The organism is Streptomyces sp. DG1A-41 (assembly GCF_037055355.1).
Classification (GTDB): Bacteria; Actinomycetota; Actinomycetes; order Streptomycetales; family Streptomycetaceae; genus Streptomyces.
Window position 1 is genome coordinate 7,527,988 of sequence record NZ_CP146350.1, and the last position, 22,311, is coordinate 7,550,298.

Genomic DNA, 22,311 nt, shown 5'->3' on the forward strand with positions numbered 1-22,311 from the left:
ACGCTCGGGGCCGCGAAGGGGCGCCTGTGGAGGCCAGTGGTGGCGGCTGCCGGGAGGCGTTACGCGGAGTGGGGGTCCGCGTCCTTGGGGAGGGTCGGGTGCTCGTCGGGTGTCGTTGTGAGCGGTAGCCGCAGAAGGAACGTGGTGCTGGCGGGGCTGCTGGTGACGGTGATCGTGCCGTGGTGTGCGGTGATGACGGCTTCGGCGATGGCGAGGCCCAGGCCCGTGCCGCCGGTCCTGCGTGAGCGACCGGGGTCGGCCCGGGTGAAGCGGTGGAAGATCTCCGCCTGGAGGGCTTCGGGAATGCCCGGGCCGTCGTCGGCGACGGCGAGTTCGGCGTGGTCGGGGTCGGTGGTGAGGGACAGCGTCACTCGTGTGCCGGGCGGGGTGTGGGTGCGTGCGTTGGCGAGCAGGTTGGCCAGGACCTGGTGAAGGCGGTGCTCGTCGCCCTGGACGACGACGGGTTCCTCGGGCAGGTCCAGCAGCCAGTGGTGGTCGGTGGACAGGGCGCGGGCGTCGTCCAGTGCGTCGAGGGTCAGGCGGGTGAGGTCTACGGGTTCGCGGGCCAGGGGGCGGCCCGCGTCCAGGCGCGCGAGGAGGAGCAGGTCGTCGACCAGGCCACTCATCCGCTGTGACGTGGCGGCGATGCGTTCCAGGGAGTGCCGTACCTGCTGGGGCAGGGGGCCGGGGTGGCGCAGGGCGAGGTCGGTGTGGGCGCGGACGGTGGCGATGGGGGTGCGCAGTTCGTGGCTGGCGTCGGCGGCGAAGTGACGGAGGCGTTCCTCGCTGGCGTGGCGTCGGGCGAGGGCGTCGCCGATGTGGCCGAGCATGCGGTTGAGGGCTGTGGCGACCTGGCCGACCTCGGTGTGCGTGTCGCTGTGCGGGACGGGGGCGGGCATGGCGACCTCCCCGGTGGCCAGGGGAAGGCGCGTAACCTCGGTCGCCGTTTTGGCCACCCGCTCCAGGGGCCGGAGGGACAGGCGCACCCAGGCGGCGCCCGCGGCGGCGGTGGCCGCCAGGGCCGCGCCGAAGACGGCGGCCTCCACGATCTCCAGTCGGTGCACGGTGTCCTCGACGGGGCGCAGCGGGAGTCCGGTGACCAGGATGTCGCCGTCGTCGCCCCGGACGGCGGCCAGGCGGTAGCGACCGGCCAGCGCGGACAGGTGGACGCTGCGGCCCTTGCCGTCTGGCGGCAGCGTGGCCAGGGCGTGCCGGTCGGCCGGGGTCAGGTGAACGGCGGCGTCGGTGTCGTCCTTGACCACGGCGGCCTGGGTTGTGCGGCCGGCAAGCAGGCGGGCGCCGAATGTCCCCTCGGCCTGGCCGCGGGTGTCGGGGACGTTGTCGGCGTCGGGGCGCCTTTCGTGCTCGAGGCTGGCCGCGAACCGGCCGCCGGTGGCGGCGAGTTGCTGGTCGACGCGTCCGACGAGGAAGGTCTCCAGGGCGACGACGGTCCCGAGGCCGACGACCGCGCAGGCCACTGCCAGCAGCACCACGAGCCCTGCGGTCAGCCGCAGGCGCAAGGACACCGGCCGGCGTGCGCGCCGGGCGGCGAGCCGACGGCCCAGTGCCGCCGGTGGGCATGGCCGGCGCTCCGTCACGACCGGTCCTGCTTGAGGACGTAGCCCACACCGCGCACTGTGTGGATCAGTGGCGCCCGCCCGGCGTCGATCTTCTTGCGCAGGTAGCTGATGTAGAGCTCGACCACGTGGGCCCGGCCCCCGAAGTCGTAGGACCACACGCGGTCGAGGATCTGATTCTTCGACAGCACCCGGCGCGGGTTGCGCATCAAGAACCGCAGCAGTTCGAACTCGGTGCGGGACAACTCCACGACCCGGCCCGCCCGGGTGACTTCCCGGGCTTCCTCGTCCATCACCAGGTCCCCCACGACGAGCCGCGGCGCGTCCGCCTCGTGCGACATGCCCGCCCGGCGCATGAGCCCCCGCAGCCGGGCCAGCACCTCCTCCAAGCTGAAGGGCTTGGTGACGTAGTCGTCGCCACCGGCGGTGATCCCCGCGATCCGGTCCTCGACAGCGTCACGCGCGGTCAGGAAGAGCACGCACACCTGCGGCAGCCGGCGGCGCAGTGCGTGCAGCACCTGAAGGCCGTCGATATCGGGCAGCATCCAGTCCAGGACGACGGCGTCGGGGCGGAAGCTGTCGGCCGCCTCCAGCGCGGTGGCGCCGTCGTCGGCGATGCGGACCTCCCAGCCCTCGGAGCGCAGCGCCGCGCCCAGAACCTCCGTGAGGTCGGGTTCGTCGTCCACCACCAGGACGCGGACGGCGCCGCCGTCGGGCCTGCGCAGCGGAGGGAGAGAGGTGCGGTTCGGTGTGGTGCCCATGATGCGTCCAGCATCGCGCCTCATCGGCGGTCCCGGGCGGACGGGCACCTCTGAGTTCCTTCTGAACTTCGAAAGAAAACAGACGCGGACCCGTCCGTCGTCTCCAGAACGAACTCAGAGCATGCGGGACCGCGATTGTTCGAGACCCTGCCGGGTGACCTCGTCCTCTTACGCGGGCCTGCCCCCCGGCAGCACTTGGGGCCCCGCAGGCTGAACCCGACGCCATCGCCGCTGCCCTGCCCTGTAGACCGCGGCTGCCATGTCATGTCCGCACCACAGTCGACGCGGGCTGGCTGTACCACTGTGGGCGGGTGCAGACGTGGCTGGCGCGGCAGTTGCTGACGGTGAAATAGGCCGCCTCGCAGAGATTGTGACTATACGTCGCCACTTGCCCTCAGAAGAACCTGAGAAATAGCTGTGCCAGGCTGACGCGTCGATCGGCGGACACGGCCCGGAACCGTGCCGTCCACCCCCATGGCCGCCTCCTGGAGGAGCACCCCGATGAGCCTCGTCAACGGCTTGCCCGCGCACGTGCTGTTCGTCCACTTCGTCGTCGTCCTCATCCCGCTCAGCGCCCTGGTGCTCGTCGTCAGCGCGCTGTGGCCCTGGGCCGCACGGCGGCTGGGTCTGATTCTGCCGGTGCTCGCGTTCGTGACCCTGGTGACTGTGCCCCTGACCACGCAGGCCGGCGAGTGGCTGGAGCGGCACGTCGACAGCGATCCGCTGGTGCGCAAGCATGCCGAACTCGGGGACGGGCTGCTGCCGTGGGCCGCGGGCCTGTTCCTGCTGGCGACGACTGTGTGGTGGACGACCCGCCGGACGCCCGCGCCGCAGGACTCCACGGACCGGGCCCGCAGCGGCGCGGTCGTGAGGGTCGCGGCGGCCGTGCTGTCCGTCGTGGTGGCCGCCGGCGCCGTCGTCGATGTCTACCGCATCGGCGACTCCGGCGCGAAGGCCGCCTGGCACGACGCCTTCTCCAAGACCGGCACCCGTTGATGCTGTCCGTCGTCGCACTCAAACTGTCCGGTCTCCGTAGTTGACGTCGGCGCGTCCTTCGCACTGGCAGAAGCGTTGGGTGATGCCGGCCGTCCCAGCTGTGCGCCCGCGTCTGGCCTGGGAAGACGCCTCCGTTGCAAGGAGTGCTGGCGGCGGAAGGCCCGCTGCCATGCCCTCCAGGTGTGGCGCACCACCGGCATCGCGGCACGGCCCCAACCCGCGCACGCGTAGGCGCTACCCGGTCGACTGCCGGCCCGGGCCTGCTGCTCCTTCGATCTCGGGAGATACCGCATGATGATGCTCCATCCCGCCGTCCAGCTCGCCTTCGATGGCTCCGGCATCGACGGCTCGCTGTTCACCGCCGTCACCGACCTCGCCCGCGACACGAAGTGGCTGAACACTCCGCTCAGTCTGTGGACCAATGCCGGGCTCGGCGTGTTCGTGGTGCTGATGCTGGTCGGCTGGTGGAAAGCCCGCCGCCGCGACACCGCCACCATGACCCTCGCTCTGGCCGCCCCCGTCGCCGTCATGGTCTCCTTCACCGTCGCCGAGGTGGTCAAGAAGGTCGTCGCCGAGGTACGGCCGTGCTACTCGCTGCCGCACGACTACTTCGTCAGCGCCTGCCCCGCCCGAACCGACTACGCCTTCCCCAGCGGCCACACCACCGTGGCCGCGGCGACCGTCGCCGCACTGTGGCTGCTTCAGAGGCGCCTCGCGGTGATCGCCGCCGCCTTCGCCCTCCTGGAGGGCTTCACCCGCGTCTACCTCGGCGACCACTACCCCCACGACGTTCTCGGCGCCGCCCTGCTGGCCATGCCCGTCGCCTTCCTGGCCAGCCGCATCCTGGGCCGCGTCGCCGTCCCGCTCGTCGAGCGGCTGCGCACCGGGCTGCTGCAACCAGTGCTGACCGCCGCGCCTGTAGGCGCTCACGCCGCCCGCTGAATCCGGCACAGGAGGCACCGCGATGGCACCGCCCTCGCTGCCGGGCGTACTGGCCGACCTCGCCCCCGTCCTCGACCGCTTCGGCTACCTGGCCGTCGCCGCCCTGGTGTTCGTCGAGGACTTCGGTCTGCCCGTTCCCGGCGAGACCGTGATGCTCGCCGCCGCCGTCTACGCCGGCGCGGGACGGCTCAACATCGTTGTGGTCGCCGCCATCGCCTTCCTCGCAGCAGTTCTCGGCGACAACGTCGGCTACACCGTCGGCCGCTGCGGCGGCCACCGGCTCATCACCCGTTGGGGCCGCTACGTGCTGCTCACCGAAGAACGCCTCGCCAAGGCCGAGGCGTTCTTCGCCCGCCACGGCGGCAAGATCGTCACCGTCGCCCGGTTCATCGAGGGCCTCCGCCAAGCCAACGGCATCATCGCCGGGCTGGCCGAGATGCCCTGGCGCCGCTTCCTCGCCTTCAATGCCCTCGGCGCCGCCCTGTGGGTCGGCGCCTGGGTCAGCCTCGGCGACCTCGCCGGACAGCACCTGAACACCCTTTACCCTGCCATCCAGCGCTACGAGCTGTACCTGCTCGCCGCCGCAGTCGTGCTCGTCGGCGCATTCCTCGCCCGCCGCCTTCCCCGTAACAAGGGCAGCCGTTGACGAATGGCCGCCTTGCCGCCCGTCCATAGCCCGCAGAAGCGGTACCGAAACGGTGACGACCCACCAGACCGTTGGCGTTTCGGTGTGCTGTCGGCCACATTCAGGCAGGTCACGCGCGGTTTTCAGGGGCGAAACGTTGTCGGCCTCCGGGTCGGAGCCAGGGTCGAATTCAGTGCTGGATGTGACGAGCCAGGGCCGAGCCAAGTGCCTTTGACCTGTAGAGATGCGCCAACGGTGGGTGACGTTCTCATTGTTCGGGGCGCTACGCGCCCGAAAAAGAGCAACCAAAGGACCGTGTGCGTTTTGACGTGAACGCAAAACTCCCGACCTGTCTTTTCTGCTGGAGAAGCGATCGTTTTCTGAAGATCATGAGGCGAAGGTCCGCACACCCGCCCGGAATCTTTAAAGCCCTTCAAAAACCTGGGTCATTCAAGAATCCCGGACCACCGTTCTCTGACACGGCCCCCGAGCGAACATCGCGCCGGGCGCCGGGCGCCGGGCGAAGGTCGGTTCGGGCCGGTCGGTGCATTTGGAGGCCGGGATGCGCAGTGGGGGCAGTGTGCCCTATTGGGTCTTACCCCTGGGCAGGTGGACCACAGGTGAGTCGACGGCGCCCCGAAGGGTTCGCTGCAAGGCCCGGCCGCACCTGGCCGCAGCTCCGCTGTGTCCGTCGCCCGGGTCCGCCCGTTGACCGGGCTCGAAGAGCTGTCCGGCGAACCGGGGCGGTACGCCTGCCCATCGTCGAGGACATCGACGCGTACGCCGTCGGCTGCGCGATAGGCGCGGACGGTGACGCTCGAGTTGGCGTAGCGGCAGGCGTTGGTGAGGAGCGGGCTGACGATGTGTTCGAGGAGGGCGGGTGGGACTCCGTTCACCAAACCTTGGCCTTCGGTTGTGACCGTCAAGTGGCCTGGCGGGTCCAGGACTTCGATGAGGTGGCGCAACGCGGGCAGGACCTCGGCGGTGCCCGCAGCGGTGAGTGCGCCATTGCGGGCATCGTTTAGGAGGGTGTCACAGATGCTGCGCATGGACTCGGCGGCTTCCGCGATGACCTTGTGGGTGGCCCGGGTCTGGTCGGCCGTGCGGGGGCGGGTGTGCCACCAGCCGAGTTCGGCGATGATCCGGCTCAGTGGCGTAACTGAGCTCGTACGAGAGTTCCCCGGTGAGCTGCCGCTCGTGGCGCAGGACCGTGCGGATGCGGTCCAGTAGCGCGTCCAGTGACGTACCGAGGCGGGCGAGTTCGGCCGGGCGCCGTATGCCGCTGAAGCGTTCTTCGGAGGCGACGGCGCTCCACTGGGTGGCCTGGTCGGTGATCGTGCGCACGGGGCGCAGTGCGCGGCCCACGGCCAGCCGGGTCAGGGCGTAGGTGCAGGCGAGCATGACGGCGTCCAGGGCGAGCGATCCCAGGAGCAGGGTGTCGGCCGAACTTCGGTAGGGGGAGAGGTCCAGCGCGGAAAGCACTGTGGCTTCGCTGGCGTTTCAGGATACGCCGGACAGGGGTTGGGAGCACAGCCGTAGGGGGTGGCCATGCGCGATGGCCGTGACGCAACGCCGCCCCAGGCGCCGGGCGAGTCCGTCAGCGACGCGGGTCACGGGCCGGCGGCCGGTGGCTCTTCCAGCAGGCGTCGGCCGGCATAGATCCACACGTTCGCGTCGAGGAGGTTGTCGTGGGGGTCTCCAGGACGCGTACGGTCGGGCCGCTCGTGTCGACGGTCGTCGCGACGGCGGCGGCACGGGTGCGTAGCTGGTCGTCCGCCTGGTGTTGAAGGCGTTGCTGGGCCACGGCGTTGAAGGCGACGGTGAGGATCACCATCAGCAGCGTGGCCGTGGTGAGGGCCACCAGGGACAGCCGGCCGCGCAGCGTGCGGGGCGTCAGCCGGTACAGGAGAGCGGTCATGGCAGGCCGTGACCGGTGGCGCGAATCGGCTCATGACAAGTGGTGGCCGATCCCTCGGGCCGTGCCGATCGTGCGGTCGCTGCCCGCGTCGCGCAGCTTGCGGCGCAGCCGGGTCAGGTACTGGTCGAGGGTGTTGTCGCTGCCCCGGGCGCCCTCGGGCCAGCCCGCCCGGACCAGGTCGCGGCGGCGCACGATGCCGCGGGCTGCCGCCATGAGCGCTGCCAGCAGACGGAACTCGGTGGGTGTCAGCGCGATCCGGGTGCCCCGGATACTCATCCCGTGCCGGACGGCGTCCAGTACCAGATCTCCGGCCGTGGCCGTGGGCGGTGGTGCGGTCCGTTTGACCGCTGCCCGCAGGCGGGCGGCGAGTTCGGTGAGGTGAAACGGCTTGGGGAGGTAGTCGTCGCCTCCGGCGGAGAAGCCGGACAGCCGGTCCATGATCCGGTGATGGGCGGTCAGGAAGATGATGGGGGAGAGGAATCCGTTGGCGCGCATGGCCTGGCACACGTCCCGTCCGTCGGCGTCGGGCAGTCCGACGTCGAGCACGGCGGCGGCGATGTCATCGGTGGCCAGCCGTAGGGCGGTGGCACCGTCGGGCGCGGGCACCGTGTCGAAGTCCTCGTCGCGCAGTCCGCGCACCAGCACGTCACGCAGGGCGTGATCGTCCTCGACGAGCAGGATCTTGTGGCGCATGGTCCTCTCTCGGTTCTCTTGCCGTGTCCGTCGCAGCGGGGATCCACCGCTCGGGCAGCCACCGGGCGGCGGCGCACAGGCACACCCCCAGCCAGCCGAGGGCGAACAGCCAGCCGGCGACGACATCGGTGAACCAGTGCACTCCGAGGTAGCCGCGGGTCAGCCCGACCAGCGCGCCCCAACCGCCGATGACCAGGGTGAGCGGAGTCCTGCCGCGCGGGCCGCGCACGCGGACGGCGATGACGAGGAGTCCGGCGGTGTGGGCCGCGGTGGTGGAGTGACCGGAGGGGAACGCCCACCCGGAGGCGTGCGCTGCCCAGTCCGCGTGCGGCGGCCGGGGCCGGGCGACGAGCGTCATCACCTCGTACCGCAGCGCCTGGCCCGCCCCGAGGCAGACCAGACAGAGCGCGACGGCCCGCATCCGCTGCCGCGGGGTACGCCCCGCGATGATTCCGGCCAGCACGGCCAGCACATACGGGACGGCACCCGTCCCGGTGGCGGTCAGCCCGCGGGCGAACGCGACCGCCACGTCCGGTCGGTGGCCGACGGACCACGAGAGAAGGTCACTGTCCCCGAACAGCGGCACGCCGTCCCCGGCGACGACGACCATGGTCAGCACACCGAACGCCGTCCACGCGCCGAGCCCCGTGCTTCCGGCCAGCTCGGCCATGTCGCCGCGTCTCATGACGCAACCAGCAGCGGACGCAACCGGGTGGCCGTGATCCGTCGGGCGACGGCCTGCGGATTCCGCCGCAGCGCGGCCATCGCGAGCAGCGCGACCAGGGCGCCCACCGCGAGCCCGGCCACCACGTCGTGGGGGTAGTGCGCGCCGACCCAGACCCGGGAGGCGGCCATCGCGCAGGCGGCCACCACGGCGACCGCGCCGAGCCGGCGGGAGACGAACAGCAGCGCGACGGCCGCCGCGGCGGCGATGGCCGCGTGGTTGCTGGGGAAGGACCAGTCGCCGGGCGCGGGACACACCTCCAGCGTGGTCACGTGCAGGCTCTGGCACGGCCGGTCCTCGCGCACCAGCAGCTTCAGTCCCGTGTTCACTCCGTAGGCCACGACCACGACGAACGGCGCGGCGAGGGCCGTCACCGAGGCCGTGGTGCTCATCCGCCGGGCAGGCCACCAGCCGATGATCATGAGCACGGCGAACACGGCCAGTCCGTATGCCGACCAGGCCGACACCGTGTCGTCCAGCCACGCGGGGGAGTGCCGGGCAAGGTTCACCACGTCGGTGTACGCGGGGCCGTCGATCGACGAGCCGTCGAAGGCGAGGATCATGCGCGTGCCTCCTTCGCCTTCGCGTCCCGGCGCGAGCGGTACGCCTCGGAAGCGAGCGGAACCAGCGACAGGGCGACGATCGCCGCGATCATCGGCAGCAGATACCGGTCCACGTTCGGTACGGAGGAGCCCAGCGCATATCCCGCCAGCGTGAGCCCCAGGCTCCACACCAGCCCGCCCGTCACCTGCCAGACGGTGAACGTCCGCACCGGAACCCGCAGTGCACCAGCCATTGGGTTGAGCACCGTGCGCACCACCGGAACGAACCGGGCCAGCACGATCGCCTTCGCATGCCCGTAGCGCTCCAGCAGTTCCTCCGCCCGTCTCGCTCCCTCGTGCAGACGGGCCGACCGACTGCGGGCGAGCAGGGCGCCGCCCGCCTTCCGGCCGAGGAGATATCCGCACTGCGAGCCCGCCAGGGCCCCCGCCGCGGCGGCGACCAGCAGCGGGGCGAGCGACAGCTTCAGGCCGCGGTCGGCGGTGCCGGTGCACAGCAGGCCGGCCGTGAACAGCAGCGAGTCGCCCGGGAGGAAGAAACCGATCAGCAGGCCCGTCTCGGCGAACAGCACCACCCCCACGCCCAGCACGCCGAAAGCGGACAGCAGCGACCGGGCGTCCAGCACATTGACAGCGAGCTGCGACGATAGGTGCATGGGTGTGGTCATCTCCGATAACCCCTCATCCGGATCGTCGGATGCGCGGACCGGCACCCGACAAGCGACTACAATGCTGTAGACGGTCTACTGAACTGTAGACGATAGTGGGGTGAGGAACGTTCCATGACCGACGCGAAGGACGAGAGGCGGCCGGCGGGCGAGCTCGAAGCCGCCGTCATGGCCGCCCTGTGGGCCGCCGGAGCCCCGCTCACCGCGGGCCGGGTCCAGACCGAACTCGGCTCCGGACTGGCCCGGACGACGGTGACGACGATCCTGACCCGTCTGCACGAGAAGGGCGTCGTCGGCCGTGAACGGCAGGGGCGCGGCTACGCCTACTTCCCTGTGCAGGACGCCCCCGGCCTGACTGCCCGGCGCATGCACGGCGAACTCGACCGGGACACCGACCGTGAGACGGTCCTGGCGCGGTTCGTCGCCCAGCTCAGCCCCGACGACGAGCAGCTTCTGCGCCAGCTTCTGGAGAGTGACGAGCGGTGACCGCTCTGCTGCTGGTACCGCTCGTCCTGCCGTTCCTCGTGCCGGCGCTGGCCCGCCGTACCCTCGATCGCCTGACTCCGGTCACCGCGCTGTGGGTCCTCACGGTCTCTGCTGTGGCACTGGCGGGCGCCTGCGTGGCTGCTCTCGGCGCCCTGGTCCTGATCGGGATGCTCAAGCTCCCCGCCTTCGCCGCCCTCGGCGAACTGGTCCGCCCGTTGCGCACGCCGTCGGACTTCCTCGTTCTGCCCGCGGCCGCGGCGGCCATCGGAGTGCTCACCGTCAGTGCCTGGACCCTCGCCCGCTCGGCCCTCCGGCAGGCCCGCGCCTTCCGTACCGCCCGTACGCAGGCCGACCGCCGCCCCGCCGCCGGCGACCTGTGCGTCATCGACTCGCCCCACCCCGACGCGTATGCCCTGCCAGGACGTCCCCACCGCATCGTCGTCACCAGCGCGATGCTGCGCAGCCTGGGACCCGCAGAGCGCGAGGCCCTCTTCGCCCACGAGCGCGCCCACAACCGGGCCGGCCACCACTACTTCCTGGCCGCCGCCGAACTCGCCGCCCACTGCCATCCCGCACTGCGCTCCACCGGCGCCACCATCCGGCTCGCCGCCGAGCGGGCAGCCGACGAGGCCGCGGCCGTCACCCTCGGCGACCGCCGTCTGATCGCCACAGCCATCGCCCGGGCCGCCCTCGCCGGCCAAGCCTCCCGGTCCACCCGCCCGGACTTCGCGCCCGCGGCGACGACCGGTCCCGTCCCCCAACGAGTCGCCGCCCTCCTCACGCCCACCGAGGGACGTTCGCGCGCCACGCGCTGTACGGCACTTCTCCTCGCCGCCTGCGCGGTCCTGTCGGTCGCCGCCGGGGCAACCGGCGTGCTCGCCTTCCATCACCAGGTCGAGGTTGCTCAGGGAGAGGAGAGCCACTGACCGGCCCGGCCCCGCAGCTGAGCGTCCGTTCCGCACCGGACTCCCTCCTGGAGCCACTCGCTCTGGACACGGTCATGCTCGCCTGCACGTATGTCCTGCCCCGGATGGCGGTGGGACGCGCGCTGTGACCCGTCCGGGTCATGACTGGCCAGGCACCCAGTGGAGCGTCGTCGCCTGCGAGGAACGCTGCGACAGCACGACCGCCCCGCCGAACCGCCCCGCCTGGGCGCCTCGGCGGACGCGCTCCTGGGACCGCGCCCGCGCGGCGCCCCGGCACGAGCGGCAGCTGACCGGGGAGCCGGCGCATGAGCTGCCGCACCCCCCTCGGCCGGATCGTCGCCGGGCTGGACTGCTGGCGTGCCCGCCCGCACTCGGCCGCCGAGACCCGGGCGGCGCACGCGGTCATCGCCGACGCCGCCACCCCCGGCATGGGGCGAGATCCTGTCGACGCCGAGTCGCCTCGCCGAACGACTGGACGCCGGTGCCCCTGACCGTCACCTCCGCCGTCACCGCCGCTGTCCGGCGCGGACGGGCACCGGAGGCCGCAATCCAAGGCGCCTTCCTCGAACGCAGCGTCACCCCACTGGACGCCCGCACCCTCTCCGGCACGCCCGGACGAACGTCACCGTCCGTGCTCGCCCGGCACCCGGCGGCGTACGCGTCGCCGTCACCGATGACGGCCCGGGGTGCCGTTCCGCGCTTGGCGGACGACTCTTCCCGCCCGGCCGCCGTGCCGACCCTGACGACGGACACGGCGGAGCGGGCCTGGGCTGCCGCTGGGGCGACGCCCGGCCCGCTCCGCCGGGGAGTGAGGTGTTGTACGACGCCGGACGTGCGCCCGGCGCACGGTTCGTGGTCACGCCGCCCGCGGGAGGACCGTGCTGCCCGCAGGCGGGCGTGCGGTCACGCTGCTCGCGAGTGCCGCGGCTCCGTCTCGATGACGTCCCTGCGGGTGACCGCCAGGTAGACCACCAGGCCGAGGATGACCGTGAGGAACAACGCGCTGGTCACCACGGTGCCCAGGCCCAGGCCGCCGTCGCCGGTGGGCTGGGAGAGGTAGTCGCCGACCGAGGCGCCCAGCGGGCGGGTGAGGATGTACGCGATCCAGAAGCTCCACACCGCGTCGAGGCCGAGCGCGAAGTGCGCGACGGCGACCGCGCCGATCGCCAGCGCGAACAGGACGGCGGAGAGCCAGTACCCGAGGTTCATGCGCTCGGAGACCAGGTCGCCGGCCGCGGTGCCCAGGGCGAAGGTGAACAGCACCGCGAGCCAGTAGTAGGACTCCCGGCGCGTGGTGTCGACGCTGTGGATGGACAGGGTGTGCTCGCTGCGGTACCAGGCGGCGAACACGACCGCCAGGACCATCGCGAACACCGTGGTGCTGGCCTCCAGCGGCACGCCCATGTTGTCGGTGAGGTTGTCGCTGATGAGGGTGCCGACGACGCTGATCAGAGCGACGGCGAGCCAGTACACGCCCGCGCGGTAGGCGCTGGTGCGGAACTGGACGACCAGTACGGCCGCCAGCAGCACGCTCATCAGCAGTGACACGCCGGTCAGGCCGAGGCCGGCCTTCTCGTTGAGCAGGTCGGCCGCGGTCTCGCCGACCGTGGTGCACAGCACCTTGATCACCCAGAAGTACACGGTGATCTCGGGCACCTTGTTCCAGCGAGGGCGCGAATGACGGCGGTGGCCGGGTGCGGCAGCGGCGGGGCCGTGGACCAGCGGGAGCTCGGAAGTCTCAGATGTCTCGGATGCCATGCTGGTGACCGTGTCACCGGGAACCTGAACACATCCTGACTGCCTCTTGCGGTACCCGGGAGGTGGTGCCGCTCACCTCTCCAGCCGGTATCCGTGGCCGCGCAGGGTGATGATCCGGGGGACGTGTACAGGCGCCGGCGCGGCGGCTTCGGCCTCGGCGAGGCGGCGGCGCAGGGCGGCCATGGTGACGTCCAGGGTCTTGGTGGGCCCGAACCAGTTCTCGTCCCATACCTGGGCCATCAGGGTCTCGCGGCTCACCGCGCTGTCCGCGTGCCGGGCCAGCACCGCGAGGAGTTCGAACTCCTTGGGGCGCAGGGTCAGTTCACGGTCGCGCAGGAGGCAGCGGCGGGCGGCGGTGTCGACGGTCAGGTCGCCGAGCCGGAGGGGGTCCTCCTGGGGCGAGGCGGGTGGGCGGCGGCGCAGATGGGCGCGCAGGCGGGCCAGCAGGACGGTGAGGCTGAAGGGTTTGACCAGGTAGTCGTCGGCGCCCGCGTCGAGACCGGAGATCACGTCGATCTCCTCGCCGCGCGCGGTGAGGATGATGATCAGCAGCTCGGGGAAGCGGGCGCGCAGCCGGCGGGCGAGGTCGAGGCCGTCGGCGTCGGGCAGGCCGAGGTCGAGCAGGACGACGTCGTACGCCGTCCGCTCGGCCTCGGCCAGTGCGCCGGCCCCCGTTCTGGACCAGGCCGACGCGTAGCCGCCGCTGGTCAGTCCGGTCTCCAGGTGACGACCGATGGCGTCGTCGTCCTCGACGACGAGCACGCGGACCCGGTCGCGGTCACGCCCGGGCGCCCGGTGGCGGTCCGCGCGGTCCGGCGGTGGAACGGGAGTACGCATGGTCGGAAGCGTAGACGGCCCGTCGGCGCCAAGCGGCGTCACAGCTCGCGCAGCTCCTCCACGGCCGGACGCTGCGAGCGGCGTACGCCGTTGAGGGCGGCCGCCGCCACCGCTGTCAGTGCCACCAGCACGGTGGCCGTCACATACGCCCACGGCACGGCGACCGTCGCGGGTGGCGGGTCGAAGACGCCGGTCAGCACCTTGACCAGCATTGCGGACAGTGCCCAGCCGCTGAGCGCGCCGCCGGCCAGGCCGGCGGCTGTGAGCACGGCCGCCTCGCTGAACACCAGGCCGCGCAACTGCCTGCGGGTGGCGCCCAGGACGGTGGCGATGGCGAAGGTGCGGCGCCGCTCGGCGAGCCCGAGCGCGAGGACGATGCCGCCGGCTCCGGCGGCCAGCACGATGGCGTAGCCGAGCTCGATACGGGTGAGACCGGACAGGTCCACGGAGGTGAGGCTGGAGCCGACCGTGGAACGGGCCTGGGTGAGGTCGGTGACGGTCGCCGCGGTGCCCAGGCGGTGGCGCAGACGGGCGGCCACGTCCTTCTGGTGGGTGCCGCCGGTGTCCACCAGGAAGGCACCGATGGCGTCGCTGCCGGTGGCCTTGGCGATGTAGGAGGCGTTGGCGACGAAGAAGCTGTCCTTGGGGGCGGTGGGGAACTCCTTGACGATGCCCGCGTAGTGGAAGGGCACGGTGCGCAGCGCCTTGGTGCGGTTGTCCTGCACTCGCAGCCGTACGGTGTCGCCGGGGGAGAGCTGGAAGTCGTTGACGGTCTCGGCGCTGACCAGCAGGGCGTCGGGCCGGTGGGCGAGGGTCGCCATGAGCTGTTTCGCGGTGCCGCCGGCGAAGTAGGCGTCCTGGAGGGAGGTGGCGGCGGCGATGGTCGAGGGCCGTACGCCGTACAGGTCCTGCAGGTCGGAGCCGACGTAGGCGAACCGGTGCTGGAGCGGCTCGACGTGCCGTACCCCGGACACGGCAAGGGAGTTGGCGGCACTGGGGCCGGTCCGTGTGCCGGGCGGTTCGGTGACCGTCACGTCGGCGCCGTTGGTGAGGCGGGCGTCGACCTCGGCCTGCTGCTTGTAGGTGGCGTTGAAGGTGGCCGTGGACAGCGCGAAGGACAGGGCCAGTGCGAGCAGCACGACGGAGCGGGCCAGGGGGCGCCGGCGGCGGGTCATGGTGGCCGCGGTCATGCCGGACAGGGGGCCGGTGAGCGGCCGGGACAGCAGGGCCAGTCCGCGCCGTCCGTGCGCGAGGGCGAGCGTGGCCAGGCGCCACAGCAGCAGCGCGCTGCCGGCCCACAGCAGGCCGGGGCCGAGGAAGGCCCAGTAGGACACGGAGATGCTGGGTACGCCTTCGGGGGCGAGGACGAGCGCGTACTGGTTGCCGCTGGAGGCGCGGAAGACGAGCAGCGAGGCGGCCAGGAGCAGGAAGTCCAGGCCGCAGCGCATCCACCACGGTGAGCGGGCACGGCGGTCCATGTGCCGGCGTGCCCGGGCGACGGTGACGGCCCGCAGGTCCCGCAGCGCGGGCGCGAGGACCGCCAGCGCCGCGACGGCGAGGCCGAGCGCGAGGGCGGCGGCGGACCACACGGTGGCCGAGGTCGCGCTCGCCCCGAACGAGGCCGTCCCGAAGGCCAGTCGGCCCACGAGAGCCGCGAGGCCGATGCCGAGCAGGCCGCCGGTGAGCCCGGTGAGGCCCGCCTCGATTCCGGCCAGGGCCGCGATCTGCCGGCCCCGCAGCCCGCGGGTGCGCAACACGGCCTGTTCGCGCCGCCGCCGCTCGGCACCCGCTCCGGCCACGGCGGCGGTCAGCGCGGCGGCGAGCACCGCACCCGGAACTCCCAGGAACAGGAAGAGGATCTGCGCGTACAGGGCGTCCTGCCGGGCCGCGTCGAGCGAGGCGCCGAGGTTGTCGCCGACGAGCGCGCCACCCGAGGTGGCCGCCTCCAGGTGGTGCGCCGTGCGGGTGACGGCGGTGAACGCGGCGGCCGGGTCGGCGGGCAGCCGGGCGTCGCGGACCACGTGGATCTGTGTGGTGACGGCGGACGGGTCGGCCGCGGCGACCGGTGAGGTCAGCGTCGTGAAGAGTCCGGCGGGCAGCAGGATGACGTTGTCCGGCGGGGCCGTGGGCTGCGACTGCGGCGGAGCACCGACCTTCTGGAACAGCGAGTCGGCCTGCGGCAGGTCGATCACCCCTGCCACCCGGACGCCGGCTCTGGGGGCGCCGGGCAGCGCGATGGTGACCGTGTCGCCGGGCGCCACATGGAGGTTGGCGGCGGTCTGCTGAGCCAGCAGCACCCCGGAGGAGGCGCCGGTCAGATGACGGATCGTGTGCGGGAACAGCTGCTGGTAGCCGCTGGGCAGCCCGAGCACCACGCCCGGGCCGGTGGTCTGCGTGCTGCCGCCGGAGCTGGCCCTGAAGCCGTTGCTGCGGGCGAAGCCGACCGGGACGGCGGCCCCCACGCCGGGCGTGGTCCGCACCGTGTGCAGGACCGACTGGGTGTCGGCGCCCGGCTGTACCTCCACCTGCCAGTCCACGGCCACCGAGCGCACCGCCCGCTGCGTCATCGTCGACTTCGAGGCGGTGAGGAAGGAGCCGAGCGCGGCCACCAGGGAGACGGCCAGCGCGATGCCGGCGACGGTGGCGAGCAGCCGGCCCGTACGGCGGCGGACGAGTCCACGGGTCCAGAAGGCGAGCATGCCGGACCACGCGGTGGCCGTGGCGAGTCGTGCGGTGACGGGGCGGGACTGGTGGACGGTCATGACCTCTCCTCGGCCGGGTCGAGCAGGCGTCCGTCGTGCATGGCCCGACGGACGGGCAGGCGTTCGGCGACGGTCGGATCGTGGGTGGTGACGACGAGGGCCGCACCGGTCTCGTCGGCCGCCGTCACCAGGACGTCCAGGACACGCTGTCCCGTGGCCCGGTCGAGCTGCCCGGTGGGTTCGTCGGCCAGGATCAGCCGGGGGGCGAGCGCCACGACCCGGGCGACGGCCACGCGCTGGCTCTGCCCGCCGGAAAGTTCCTCCGGCAGCCGGTCGGCCAGGTCGGCGGCGCCCACGGTGGCCAGCGCGGCGAGCGCGGTGAGGCGGACGCGCTCCTCGGGAACGCCTGCGAGTACGAGCGGCAGCGCGGTGTTCTCCACGACGTTCAGGGCAGGGATCAGGCTCGGCCCCTGGAAGACCAGGCCGATCTCGCGAGGCCCGGCCGGGACGGGCCAGGACACCTCGCCGCTGGTGGGGAGTTCGAGCCCGGCCAGCAGATGCAGCAGGGTCGACTTGCCCGACCCCGAGGGACCCGTGATCGCGATCCGGTCGCCGGTCTCCACGCGCAAGGTGGCGCCGTGCACCGCCACCACCGCTGTATCACCCCGGCCGTAGGTCCGGGCCGCGTCCCGGCACTCGACGAGCACGGCGCTGTCCGCGCCTTGTTGCAGGGACCCGTTCATGGCGCTTCGATCCTTCCGTCGCGCAGGGCGATCACCCGGTCGGCGATCCGTACGGCTTCCACGCTGTGCGTCACGACCAGCACCCCGCGCCCGGCCTCGGCTCGCTTGCGCAGCAGCTCCAGGACGCGCTGCTCGGTGGCGCCGTCGAGTTCCCCGGTCGGCTCGTCGGCCAGCAGCACCTCGGGGTCGTTGGCGAGTGCGACGGTCAGGCCCGCGCGGGCGAGTTCGCCACCCGAAAGCTCCTGTGGCAGGGCGTGGGCGCGGTGGGCGAGACCGACCTGGTCGAGCAGGACGGAGAGGTCCTCGCGGCGGCCGTCACCGGCCGCCGCGGCCCGGGCCAGCCGGACGTTGTCGCGGACGCTGAGGTGGGGGAGGAGGTTGCCGGACTGGAGCAGGACGCCGATGCGCCTCGCCCGCAGCCGGGCCCGCTCGGCCTCCGGGCGGTGGCTGATCCGGACTCCGCCGACATGGACATCACCGCCCGAGGGCTCGTCGAGCCCTGCCAGGCAGGCCAGCAGCGTGGACTTGCCGGAGCCGGAAGGGCCGGTGACGGCGACGGTCTCGCCGCGCCGCACCCGCAGTGAGACCCCGCGCAGGGCGAGTGTCTCCTCCTCACCGGCCCGGTAGAACCGGTACAGCTCGTGCGCGTCGAGGACGACCTCCAGGTCGTCGGTCCGCGGGGCGCGTGCAGGGGCGGGGACGCCGCCCGCGACCGTGCTGTCCATGGCGGTCACCGCCAGGTGAAGGAGTCGGTGACGATGCGCCACGGGTCCACGTTGTCGGCGTGCACCGGCCCGGACAGGGTCACGTCCACCTCGTGGCCCTGGCGGTAGAACGCGTACCTCTCGAAGGCGTCACGCACCACCTTGCCCGTCACCGGGTCGGTCGCCGAGTCACCCTGGTAGGTCAGCAGGACGGCCTTGCCGGCGTGCCGGGAGACGACGGAGATCTTGCCCATCGCGAAGTGCGGCACAGTGCGCCGCAGTTGGGGAGCCGTCTTGGCGGTGACCGATCCGATGGTGGGGGCGGACGTGGTCGGTACGGGCGCGAGTTCGACACGGTTCAGCTTGTCGGTGAAGGAGATGACGGTGCCCTTGCTGGTGCGGGCCCAGCCTTCCGGCACCTTCACGGAGAAGCCGCCGCCGGGCGGAGTGAAGGCGACGTACGCCTGGTTGTCGGGGATGTCGCCCGGCGGGTTGGACTCGGTCGCGGGCGCGGCGGGCGACGCCTGTGCCGTATGACTGCTCTTGGACGGGGCGCCGGATGCACCGGAGCTGCCGGAGCCTCCTGGCCCACTGCATGCGGTGAGCGCCACCGACGCCAGGACGATGCCGGCGAGGGGGAGGGCCAAGTGTGTGCGGTTCATGGTCATGCTGCCCTTCTGGAGAGACGGGCGCCCGAAGCCGGCACCCGGGCCGGGTGCCCGCAGGCGGACGGTCACGTCTGTGACGCTAGGCAGCGGGTGGTTAACGCCCTGACCGCCGAGGGTTAGACGACGGCAAAACCCCGCGCCGCAGGTCCGTCCGGACCCGGAAGTGTCCCGATGATGAGGGCATGAGAAAGCGTGTGCTCCGTGTCGCCCTGGTGGCCGTCCTGGTCGCCCTCGTCGTGCTGGCCGTGCCGCTGGCGGCGGCCATACGGGCGTACTTCTTCGCCGACGAGCGCGACGAACTGGAACGCGACGCGCTGACCGCCGCCGTCCGGGTGGGCCCGGAGTTCGCCTCCGGCGATCCCGTGGAGCTGCCGGCGGCGGGCGGGGATGTGCGTCTGGGCGTGTACGACACGCGGATGCGGTTGCGCGCGGGCGAGGGGCCGGCCCGGGCGGACCCGGACACCCGCCGCGCGACCACGGGAACGATCGTCCGCGGACGCGCAGGCGGGGACCTCGTCGTCGCGGTCCCCGTCTCCCAGAACGAGCAGGTCATCGGCGTCGTCCGTGCCTCGTCCCCGGCGTGGGGCGTGTGGCGGCGCGTCCTGCTCGCGTGGCTCGCCTTCCTGGGGGCGGCGCTGGGCGCGCTCGCCGTCGCCGTCCTGGTCGCCCGCCGCCAGGCCCGCGTCCTGACGGCTCCGCTGGAAGCCCTCTCCCGCCAGTCCCGGGCGGTCACCGAGGGGGACCTGACGGCCCGGGCCGCGCCCTCCGCCGTCGCCGAGGTCGACCAGGTCGCCCGCACCCACAACGCGATGGTCGAACGACTGGCCCACCTCCTGCAGCGGGAGCGGAACTTCACCGCGAACGCCTCCCACCAGCTGCGCACCCCGCTGGCCGGCCTCCAACTGGGCATCGAGGCCGCCCTGGCCGATCCCCGCACGAATCCGCGAACAGCCCTGGAGGAGGCGCTGGAGAGCACCCAGCACCTGCACCACACCATCGACGAGGTCCTGCGCCTGGCCGGTCCCGAGCGGTCCCTGATGCCCGAGCCCGCCGCCGCCCAACTCCTCGGCGAGGCCCTCGACTCCGCCGAGCAACGCTGGCACGGTCTCTTCGCAGACACGGGCCGCAGGCTCACCGTCGCCGCCGAGCCCGGAATTCGTGAGATGCCCGTACCCGTCCGGAGCGTCGGGCAGATCCTCGACGTGCTCCTCGACAACGCCCGCGGGCACGGCCGGGGAACAGCCGAGGTGACGGCCCGGTCCCTCGGTGAGACCGTCGCCCTCGACGTGCGCGACGAGGGAGTCCTGCGTACCCACCCCTCGATGCTCTTCGACCGCGGTCACACCACGGGCCCCGGGGCAGGCATCGGACTCGCGCTCGCCGCAGAGCTGGCCGAGGCGGCGGGCGGCCGGCTGGTCCTGGCGGGCACCGACCCCACGACCTTCACCCTGCTGCTTCCCCCTGGCCGCCGGAGACGAACAACTGACCCGTCGCCTACGCGCCGGTCCCGACCGCGCTCACAACGCCTTCCTGCGCACCATCACGGCCAGCACCAGCAGTCCTGGGACCAGTGGGATCCAGACGGTCAGCAGCCGGTAGCCGAGCACCGCCGAGACACCCGCACTCCCCGGGGCTCCGGCGGCGGTCAGCGCCCAGGCGAGCGCGGCGTCCAGGGAACCGAGGCCGCCTGGAGTCGGCAGCAGTACGGCAGCACTGCTCGCGGCGAGATACGCCAGGGCTACCGCCCCCGCTGAAAGAGGCACGTCCAGGGCCCGTACGACGGCGATCACGACTCCGGTGTGCAGTGCGGCGAAGATGAGAGAGCCGCCCCACAGGGCTGCGGCTCGCGGCGGGCTTGCGTGGACGGCGCGTACATCGGCCACGGCGTCGGCCAGCCAGCGCCGCAGTCTCGTCCCAGTCACGACCACGGCCGCTGCGAGCACCGCCGCCACCAGCGCGCCCGCAGCCAGCAGCTTCCCCGCGCCCACCGACGGCAGCCGCAGGACGCCGGGGCACAGCACGGCGAACACGGCGACCAGCACCGCCCGTGCGGCGGCGCCGGCGGTGCTCTTGACCGCGAGCGCGGTGGCCGCGCGGGCGGGTGGCAGCCCGCAGCGCATCAGGAACCGCAGGTTGACCGCGCCGGCGCCCAGCCCGGCCGGCAGGAGGTGATTGGCGGCGGACGCCGCGAACTGCGCGGTCACCAGACGCCCGGCGGGCAGCACCTCGCGGACCGCGCCCTGCTGGGCGAGAGCCGAGGACGCCCACGTCAGGGTGGCCAGCACACCCGCCATCAGCAGCCACCCCCGGTCGGCGACGGCCAGCCGGTCCGCACCGGCATCGAGGACGGGCCAGTGGCACACGGCGAGACCGGCGGCGCACACGGCGGCGACGAGCGCCGCCGCCGTGTGCCACGGGATACGTCTGTCGACAGCCACAGGCGGGATGACGGGCGGAGTCACGAGCCCTGCCCTTTCCGTACGGCTGCAGGAGCGACGTACGCGTCCCCGGTCTTCAGCCGGTGGCGGGACCAGGTGCGGGCGTAGGACGGCGGAGGGGCGGTGCCGGTCGTGAGGACGGCGACCGGCATCCGGCGCGCGGTCCGGATGAGGGCTTGTGCGGTGGTGTTGGCGTTGTGTCCGCCGGTGTCGGCCGACGCGCAGCCGGCGTAGAAGGCGATCGGGACGTCGTCGTACCCGGTGAGCAGGCAGGGTGGCCGTACCCCGAGACGGTGCAGGTCTGCGACGTCGCGAACCCAGTCCTGGCGGGCGGCCGTGTTGCGGGAGACGGTGGCCTCCAACACCGCGCACTGCACGGCCAGATGGCCGGCCAGCCCGACGGCCGTGAGGCCGACGACCACCGGACGCCACCGCCTGCTCGGTGCGGTCATCAGGTGGGCGAGGGCGTCCGCGACGGGGATGGCCAGCAGCGCGTACGCGGGGAGCAGGAAGCGGGGCGCGGCGTAGCCGATCAGGAAGAGATAGGGGACGGCCGCCGTCACGGCGCAGGCCAGTGGCAGGAGAGTGGTCGCCGTGCGCCGGGCCCGCACCGCGACCACCAGCGCGAGGGCTGCGAGCAGCGGCAGGACGAACCACCAGGCCGTCACCGCGGGGTTCGGCATCGCCCCGGTGCACGGGCGGCACAGGGCGCGTCCGCCCAGGCTGCGCAGCTGGTCGCCGACGGCGATGTGCCAGCCCAGGTCGCCCTGGATGCGGGAGCCCGCGGCCAGCCGCGCACCCAGACCGCCGAAGCCGACGTACGCCTCGGCGATCCACTCGGCGGCCCCGGCCGCCAGTCCACCGATCAGCGCGAGCAACAGCCGCAGGTGCCGTCGGCGACGGACACAGACCAGCAGCGTGAGCAGGGGGAGGGTGGCCCAGACCGCGTCTGTGGGTCGCATCCACGCCATCAGCGCCGTACTCGCGGCCACGCTCCAGACCGGACCGTTCCGGGTGGGGTCGGCCTGAGCGCGCAGGAAGAAGCCCACGCTCGCGAGGGCACCGACGGCCACCCAGTAGTTGGGCATCACTTGCGGGGCGTAGAACAGCGTGATCCACAGCGACGCGAACAGGGCTCCACCGCCCGCGAGCACCCGTGCCGGGAACAGGCCCCACCAGCTCCGCAGCGCCCAGTACAGGCCGAGGCCGGACAGAACCGCCAGGTAGACCCGCAGCAACGGGGTGGACGACGACCAGGAGGTGATCGGGGCGGCCAGCAGGGAGATGCCGCGGGCGCGCGGTGCGCTGAAGAACGCCGCCGGCGCGTGTGCGCTGACCTGGCTGACGTACACCGTCTCGTCCCAGCCGAGGCCCATCCCAGGCCGAACGAGGGTGAGTTGGGCCAGCGTGAACGCGCCCGCGACGGCCGCGAGCCACCAGCTCTCGCCGCTCATGCGCCGATGAGGGCGGGCCACGGCCGGGAATGGCCCGTGCCGTGTGGTGCGGGTGAGTACGGCCTCGGAGGTCTTTGTCATCGTCCGTCCCTCCAGCCCTACAGCTCGTAGGGTCCGCGTAACCTTACAAG

The 22,311-nt window shown here is 72.6% G+C and carries 20 protein-coding genes and 2 pseudogenes; 7 read left to right on the forward strand and 15 right to left on the reverse strand.

Going from position 1 to position 22,311, the window contains the following annotated elements:
- Nucleotides 1-59 precede the first annotated feature (59 nt).
- Nucleotides 60-1,565, reverse strand: a complete 1,506-nt coding sequence (locus V8690_RS35020) for a HAMP domain-containing sensor histidine kinase (protein ID WP_338785559.1) — start codon at nucleotides 1,563-1,565, stop codon at nucleotides 60-62.
- A gap of 29 nt (nucleotides 1,566-1,594) precedes the next feature.
- Nucleotides 1,595-2,338 (reverse strand): response regulator transcription factor, encoded by a 744-nt coding sequence (locus tag V8690_RS35025; RefSeq protein ID WP_338784076.1) that lies wholly within the window; start codon nucleotides 2,336-2,338, stop codon nucleotides 1,595-1,597.
- 501 nt (nucleotides 2,339-2,839) lie between these two features.
- On the opposite strand from V8690_RS35025, the gene V8690_RS35030 reads away from it, so the two are divergent.
- The 3 genes from V8690_RS35030 (at nucleotide 2,840) to V8690_RS35040 (ending at nucleotide 4,922) form a co-directional block, all read left to right on the forward strand.
- Complete coding sequence (locus tag V8690_RS35030; protein ID WP_338784077.1) at nucleotides 2,840-3,334, forward strand: DUF2231 domain-containing protein; 495 nt, start codon at nucleotides 2,840-2,842, stop codon at nucleotides 3,332-3,334.
- A gap of 291 nt (nucleotides 3,335-3,625) precedes the next feature.
- Entirely contained in the window at nucleotides 3,626-4,276 is a 651-nt protein-coding gene (locus V8690_RS35035) for a phosphatase PAP2 family protein (RefSeq protein ID WP_338784078.1), read from the forward strand.
- Between the two features lie 22 nt (nucleotides 4,277-4,298).
- Nucleotides 4,299-4,922: a DedA family protein gene (locus tag V8690_RS35040; protein ID WP_338784079.1), complete on the forward strand. Its 624-nt coding sequence runs from the start codon at nucleotides 4,299-4,301 to the stop codon at nucleotides 4,920-4,922.
- 654 nt (nucleotides 4,923-5,576) lie between these two features.
- Here the strand turns inward: V8690_RS35040 and V8690_RS35045 are convergent.
- The 5 genes and pseudogenes from V8690_RS35045 to V8690_RS35065 all read right to left on the reverse strand — a co-directional run.
- A pseudogene (locus V8690_RS35045) lies at nucleotides 5,577-6,819 on the reverse strand (HAMP domain-containing sensor histidine kinase); the annotation flags it as partial.
- Between the two features lie 30 nt (nucleotides 6,820-6,849).
- Nucleotides 6,850-7,512: a response regulator transcription factor gene (locus tag V8690_RS35050; protein ID WP_338784080.1), complete on the reverse strand. Its 663-nt coding sequence runs from the start codon at nucleotides 7,510-7,512 to the stop codon at nucleotides 6,850-6,852.
- A complete protein-coding gene (locus V8690_RS35055; protein WP_338784081.1) occupies nucleotides 7,466-8,197 on the reverse strand; it encodes a phosphatase PAP2 family protein in 732 nt (243 codons plus the stop codon). Before V8690_RS35055 ends, V8690_RS35050 begins: the two co-directional genes overlap by 47 nt.
- The gene (locus tag V8690_RS35060) at nucleotides 8,194-8,799 is read right to left on the reverse strand and encodes a phosphatase PAP2 family protein (RefSeq protein WP_338784082.1); all 606 of its coding nucleotides are present in this window, start codon (nucleotides 8,797-8,799) and stop codon (nucleotides 8,194-8,196) included. Before V8690_RS35060 ends, V8690_RS35055 begins: the two co-directional genes overlap by 4 nt.
- Nucleotides 8,796-9,464, reverse strand: a complete 669-nt coding sequence (locus tag V8690_RS35065) for a DedA family protein (protein ID WP_338784083.1) — start codon at nucleotides 9,462-9,464, stop codon at nucleotides 8,796-8,798. Before V8690_RS35065 ends, V8690_RS35060 begins: the two co-directional genes overlap by 4 nt.
- 114 nt (nucleotides 9,465-9,578) lie before the next feature.
- Between V8690_RS35065 and V8690_RS35070 the strand changes: the two genes are divergently transcribed.
- From V8690_RS35070 to V8690_RS35080, 3 genes are all read left to right on the forward strand, one after another.
- Complete coding sequence (locus V8690_RS35070; RefSeq protein WP_338784084.1) at nucleotides 9,579-9,950, forward strand: BlaI/MecI/CopY family transcriptional regulator; 372 nt, start codon at nucleotides 9,579-9,581, stop codon at nucleotides 9,948-9,950.
- Nucleotides 9,947-10,876, forward strand: a complete 930-nt coding sequence (locus V8690_RS35075) for a M48 family metalloprotease (protein WP_338784085.1) — start codon at nucleotides 9,947-9,949, stop codon at nucleotides 10,874-10,876. Before V8690_RS35070 ends, V8690_RS35075 begins: the two co-directional genes overlap by 4 nt.
- Before the next feature lie 305 nt (nucleotides 10,877-11,181).
- Entirely contained in the window at nucleotides 11,182-11,367 is a 186-nt protein-coding gene (locus V8690_RS35080) for a hypothetical protein (RefSeq protein WP_338784086.1), read from the forward strand.
- Between the two features lie 412 nt (nucleotides 11,368-11,779).
- On the opposite strand, the gene V8690_RS35085 is transcribed toward V8690_RS35080, so the two are convergent.
- The 6 genes from V8690_RS35085 to V8690_RS35110 all read right to left on the reverse strand — a co-directional run bounded on the left by V8690_RS35085 (nucleotide 11,780) and on the right by V8690_RS35110 (nucleotide 18,357).
- Nucleotides 11,780-12,634 carry a hypothetical protein gene (locus tag V8690_RS35085; RefSeq protein ID WP_338784087.1) on the reverse strand — a complete coding sequence of 285 codons (855 nt, stop codon included), beginning with the start codon at nucleotides 12,632-12,634 and terminating at the stop codon, nucleotides 11,780-11,782.
- A 72-nt stretch (nucleotides 12,635-12,706) separates the two neighbouring features.
- Nucleotides 12,707-13,471, reverse strand: coding sequence for a response regulator transcription factor (locus V8690_RS35090; protein WP_338784088.1), 765 nt, complete (start codon nucleotides 13,469-13,471; stop codon nucleotides 12,707-12,709).
- Between the two features lie 38 nt (nucleotides 13,472-13,509).
- The gene (locus V8690_RS35095) at nucleotides 13,510-16,233 is read right to left on the reverse strand and encodes an ABC transporter permease (protein ID WP_338784089.1); all 2,724 of its coding nucleotides are present in this window, start codon (nucleotides 16,231-16,233) and stop codon (nucleotides 13,510-13,512) included.
- A complete protein-coding gene (locus tag V8690_RS35100) occupies nucleotides 16,230-16,916 on the reverse strand; it encodes an ATP-binding cassette domain-containing protein (protein WP_338784090.1) in 687 nt (228 codons plus the stop codon). The genes V8690_RS35095 and V8690_RS35100 overlap by 4 nt, the downstream gene beginning before the upstream one ends.
- Nucleotides 16,913-17,641: an ATP-binding cassette domain-containing protein gene (locus V8690_RS35105; protein WP_338784091.1), complete on the reverse strand. Its 729-nt coding sequence runs from the start codon at nucleotides 17,639-17,641 to the stop codon at nucleotides 16,913-16,915. The genes V8690_RS35100 and V8690_RS35105 overlap by 4 nt, the downstream gene beginning before the upstream one ends.
- A 5-nt stretch (nucleotides 17,642-17,646) precedes the next feature.
- Nucleotides 17,647-18,357: a hypothetical protein gene (locus V8690_RS35110; protein WP_338784092.1), complete on the reverse strand. Its 711-nt coding sequence runs from the start codon at nucleotides 18,355-18,357 to the stop codon at nucleotides 17,647-17,649.
- Nucleotides 18,358-18,704: 347 nt separating this feature from the next.
- Here V8690_RS35110 and V8690_RS35115 point away from each other — a divergent pair.
- A pseudogene (locus V8690_RS35115) lies at nucleotides 18,705-19,739 on the forward strand (HAMP domain-containing sensor histidine kinase); the annotation flags it as partial.
- Between the two features lie 66 nt (nucleotides 19,740-19,805).
- Here the strand turns inward: V8690_RS35115 and V8690_RS35120 are convergent.
- Both V8690_RS35120 and V8690_RS35125 read right to left on the reverse strand, forming a co-directional pair.
- Complete coding sequence (locus V8690_RS35120; protein WP_338785560.1) at nucleotides 19,806-20,672, reverse strand: lysylphosphatidylglycerol synthase domain-containing protein; 867 nt, start codon at nucleotides 20,670-20,672, stop codon at nucleotides 19,806-19,808.
- A gap of 74 nt (nucleotides 20,673-20,746) precedes the next feature.
- Nucleotides 20,747-22,180, reverse strand: a complete 1,434-nt coding sequence (locus tag V8690_RS35125) for a hypothetical protein (protein ID WP_338785561.1) — start codon at nucleotides 22,178-22,180, stop codon at nucleotides 20,747-20,749.
- Between the last annotated feature and the right edge of the window lie 131 nt (nucleotides 22,181-22,311).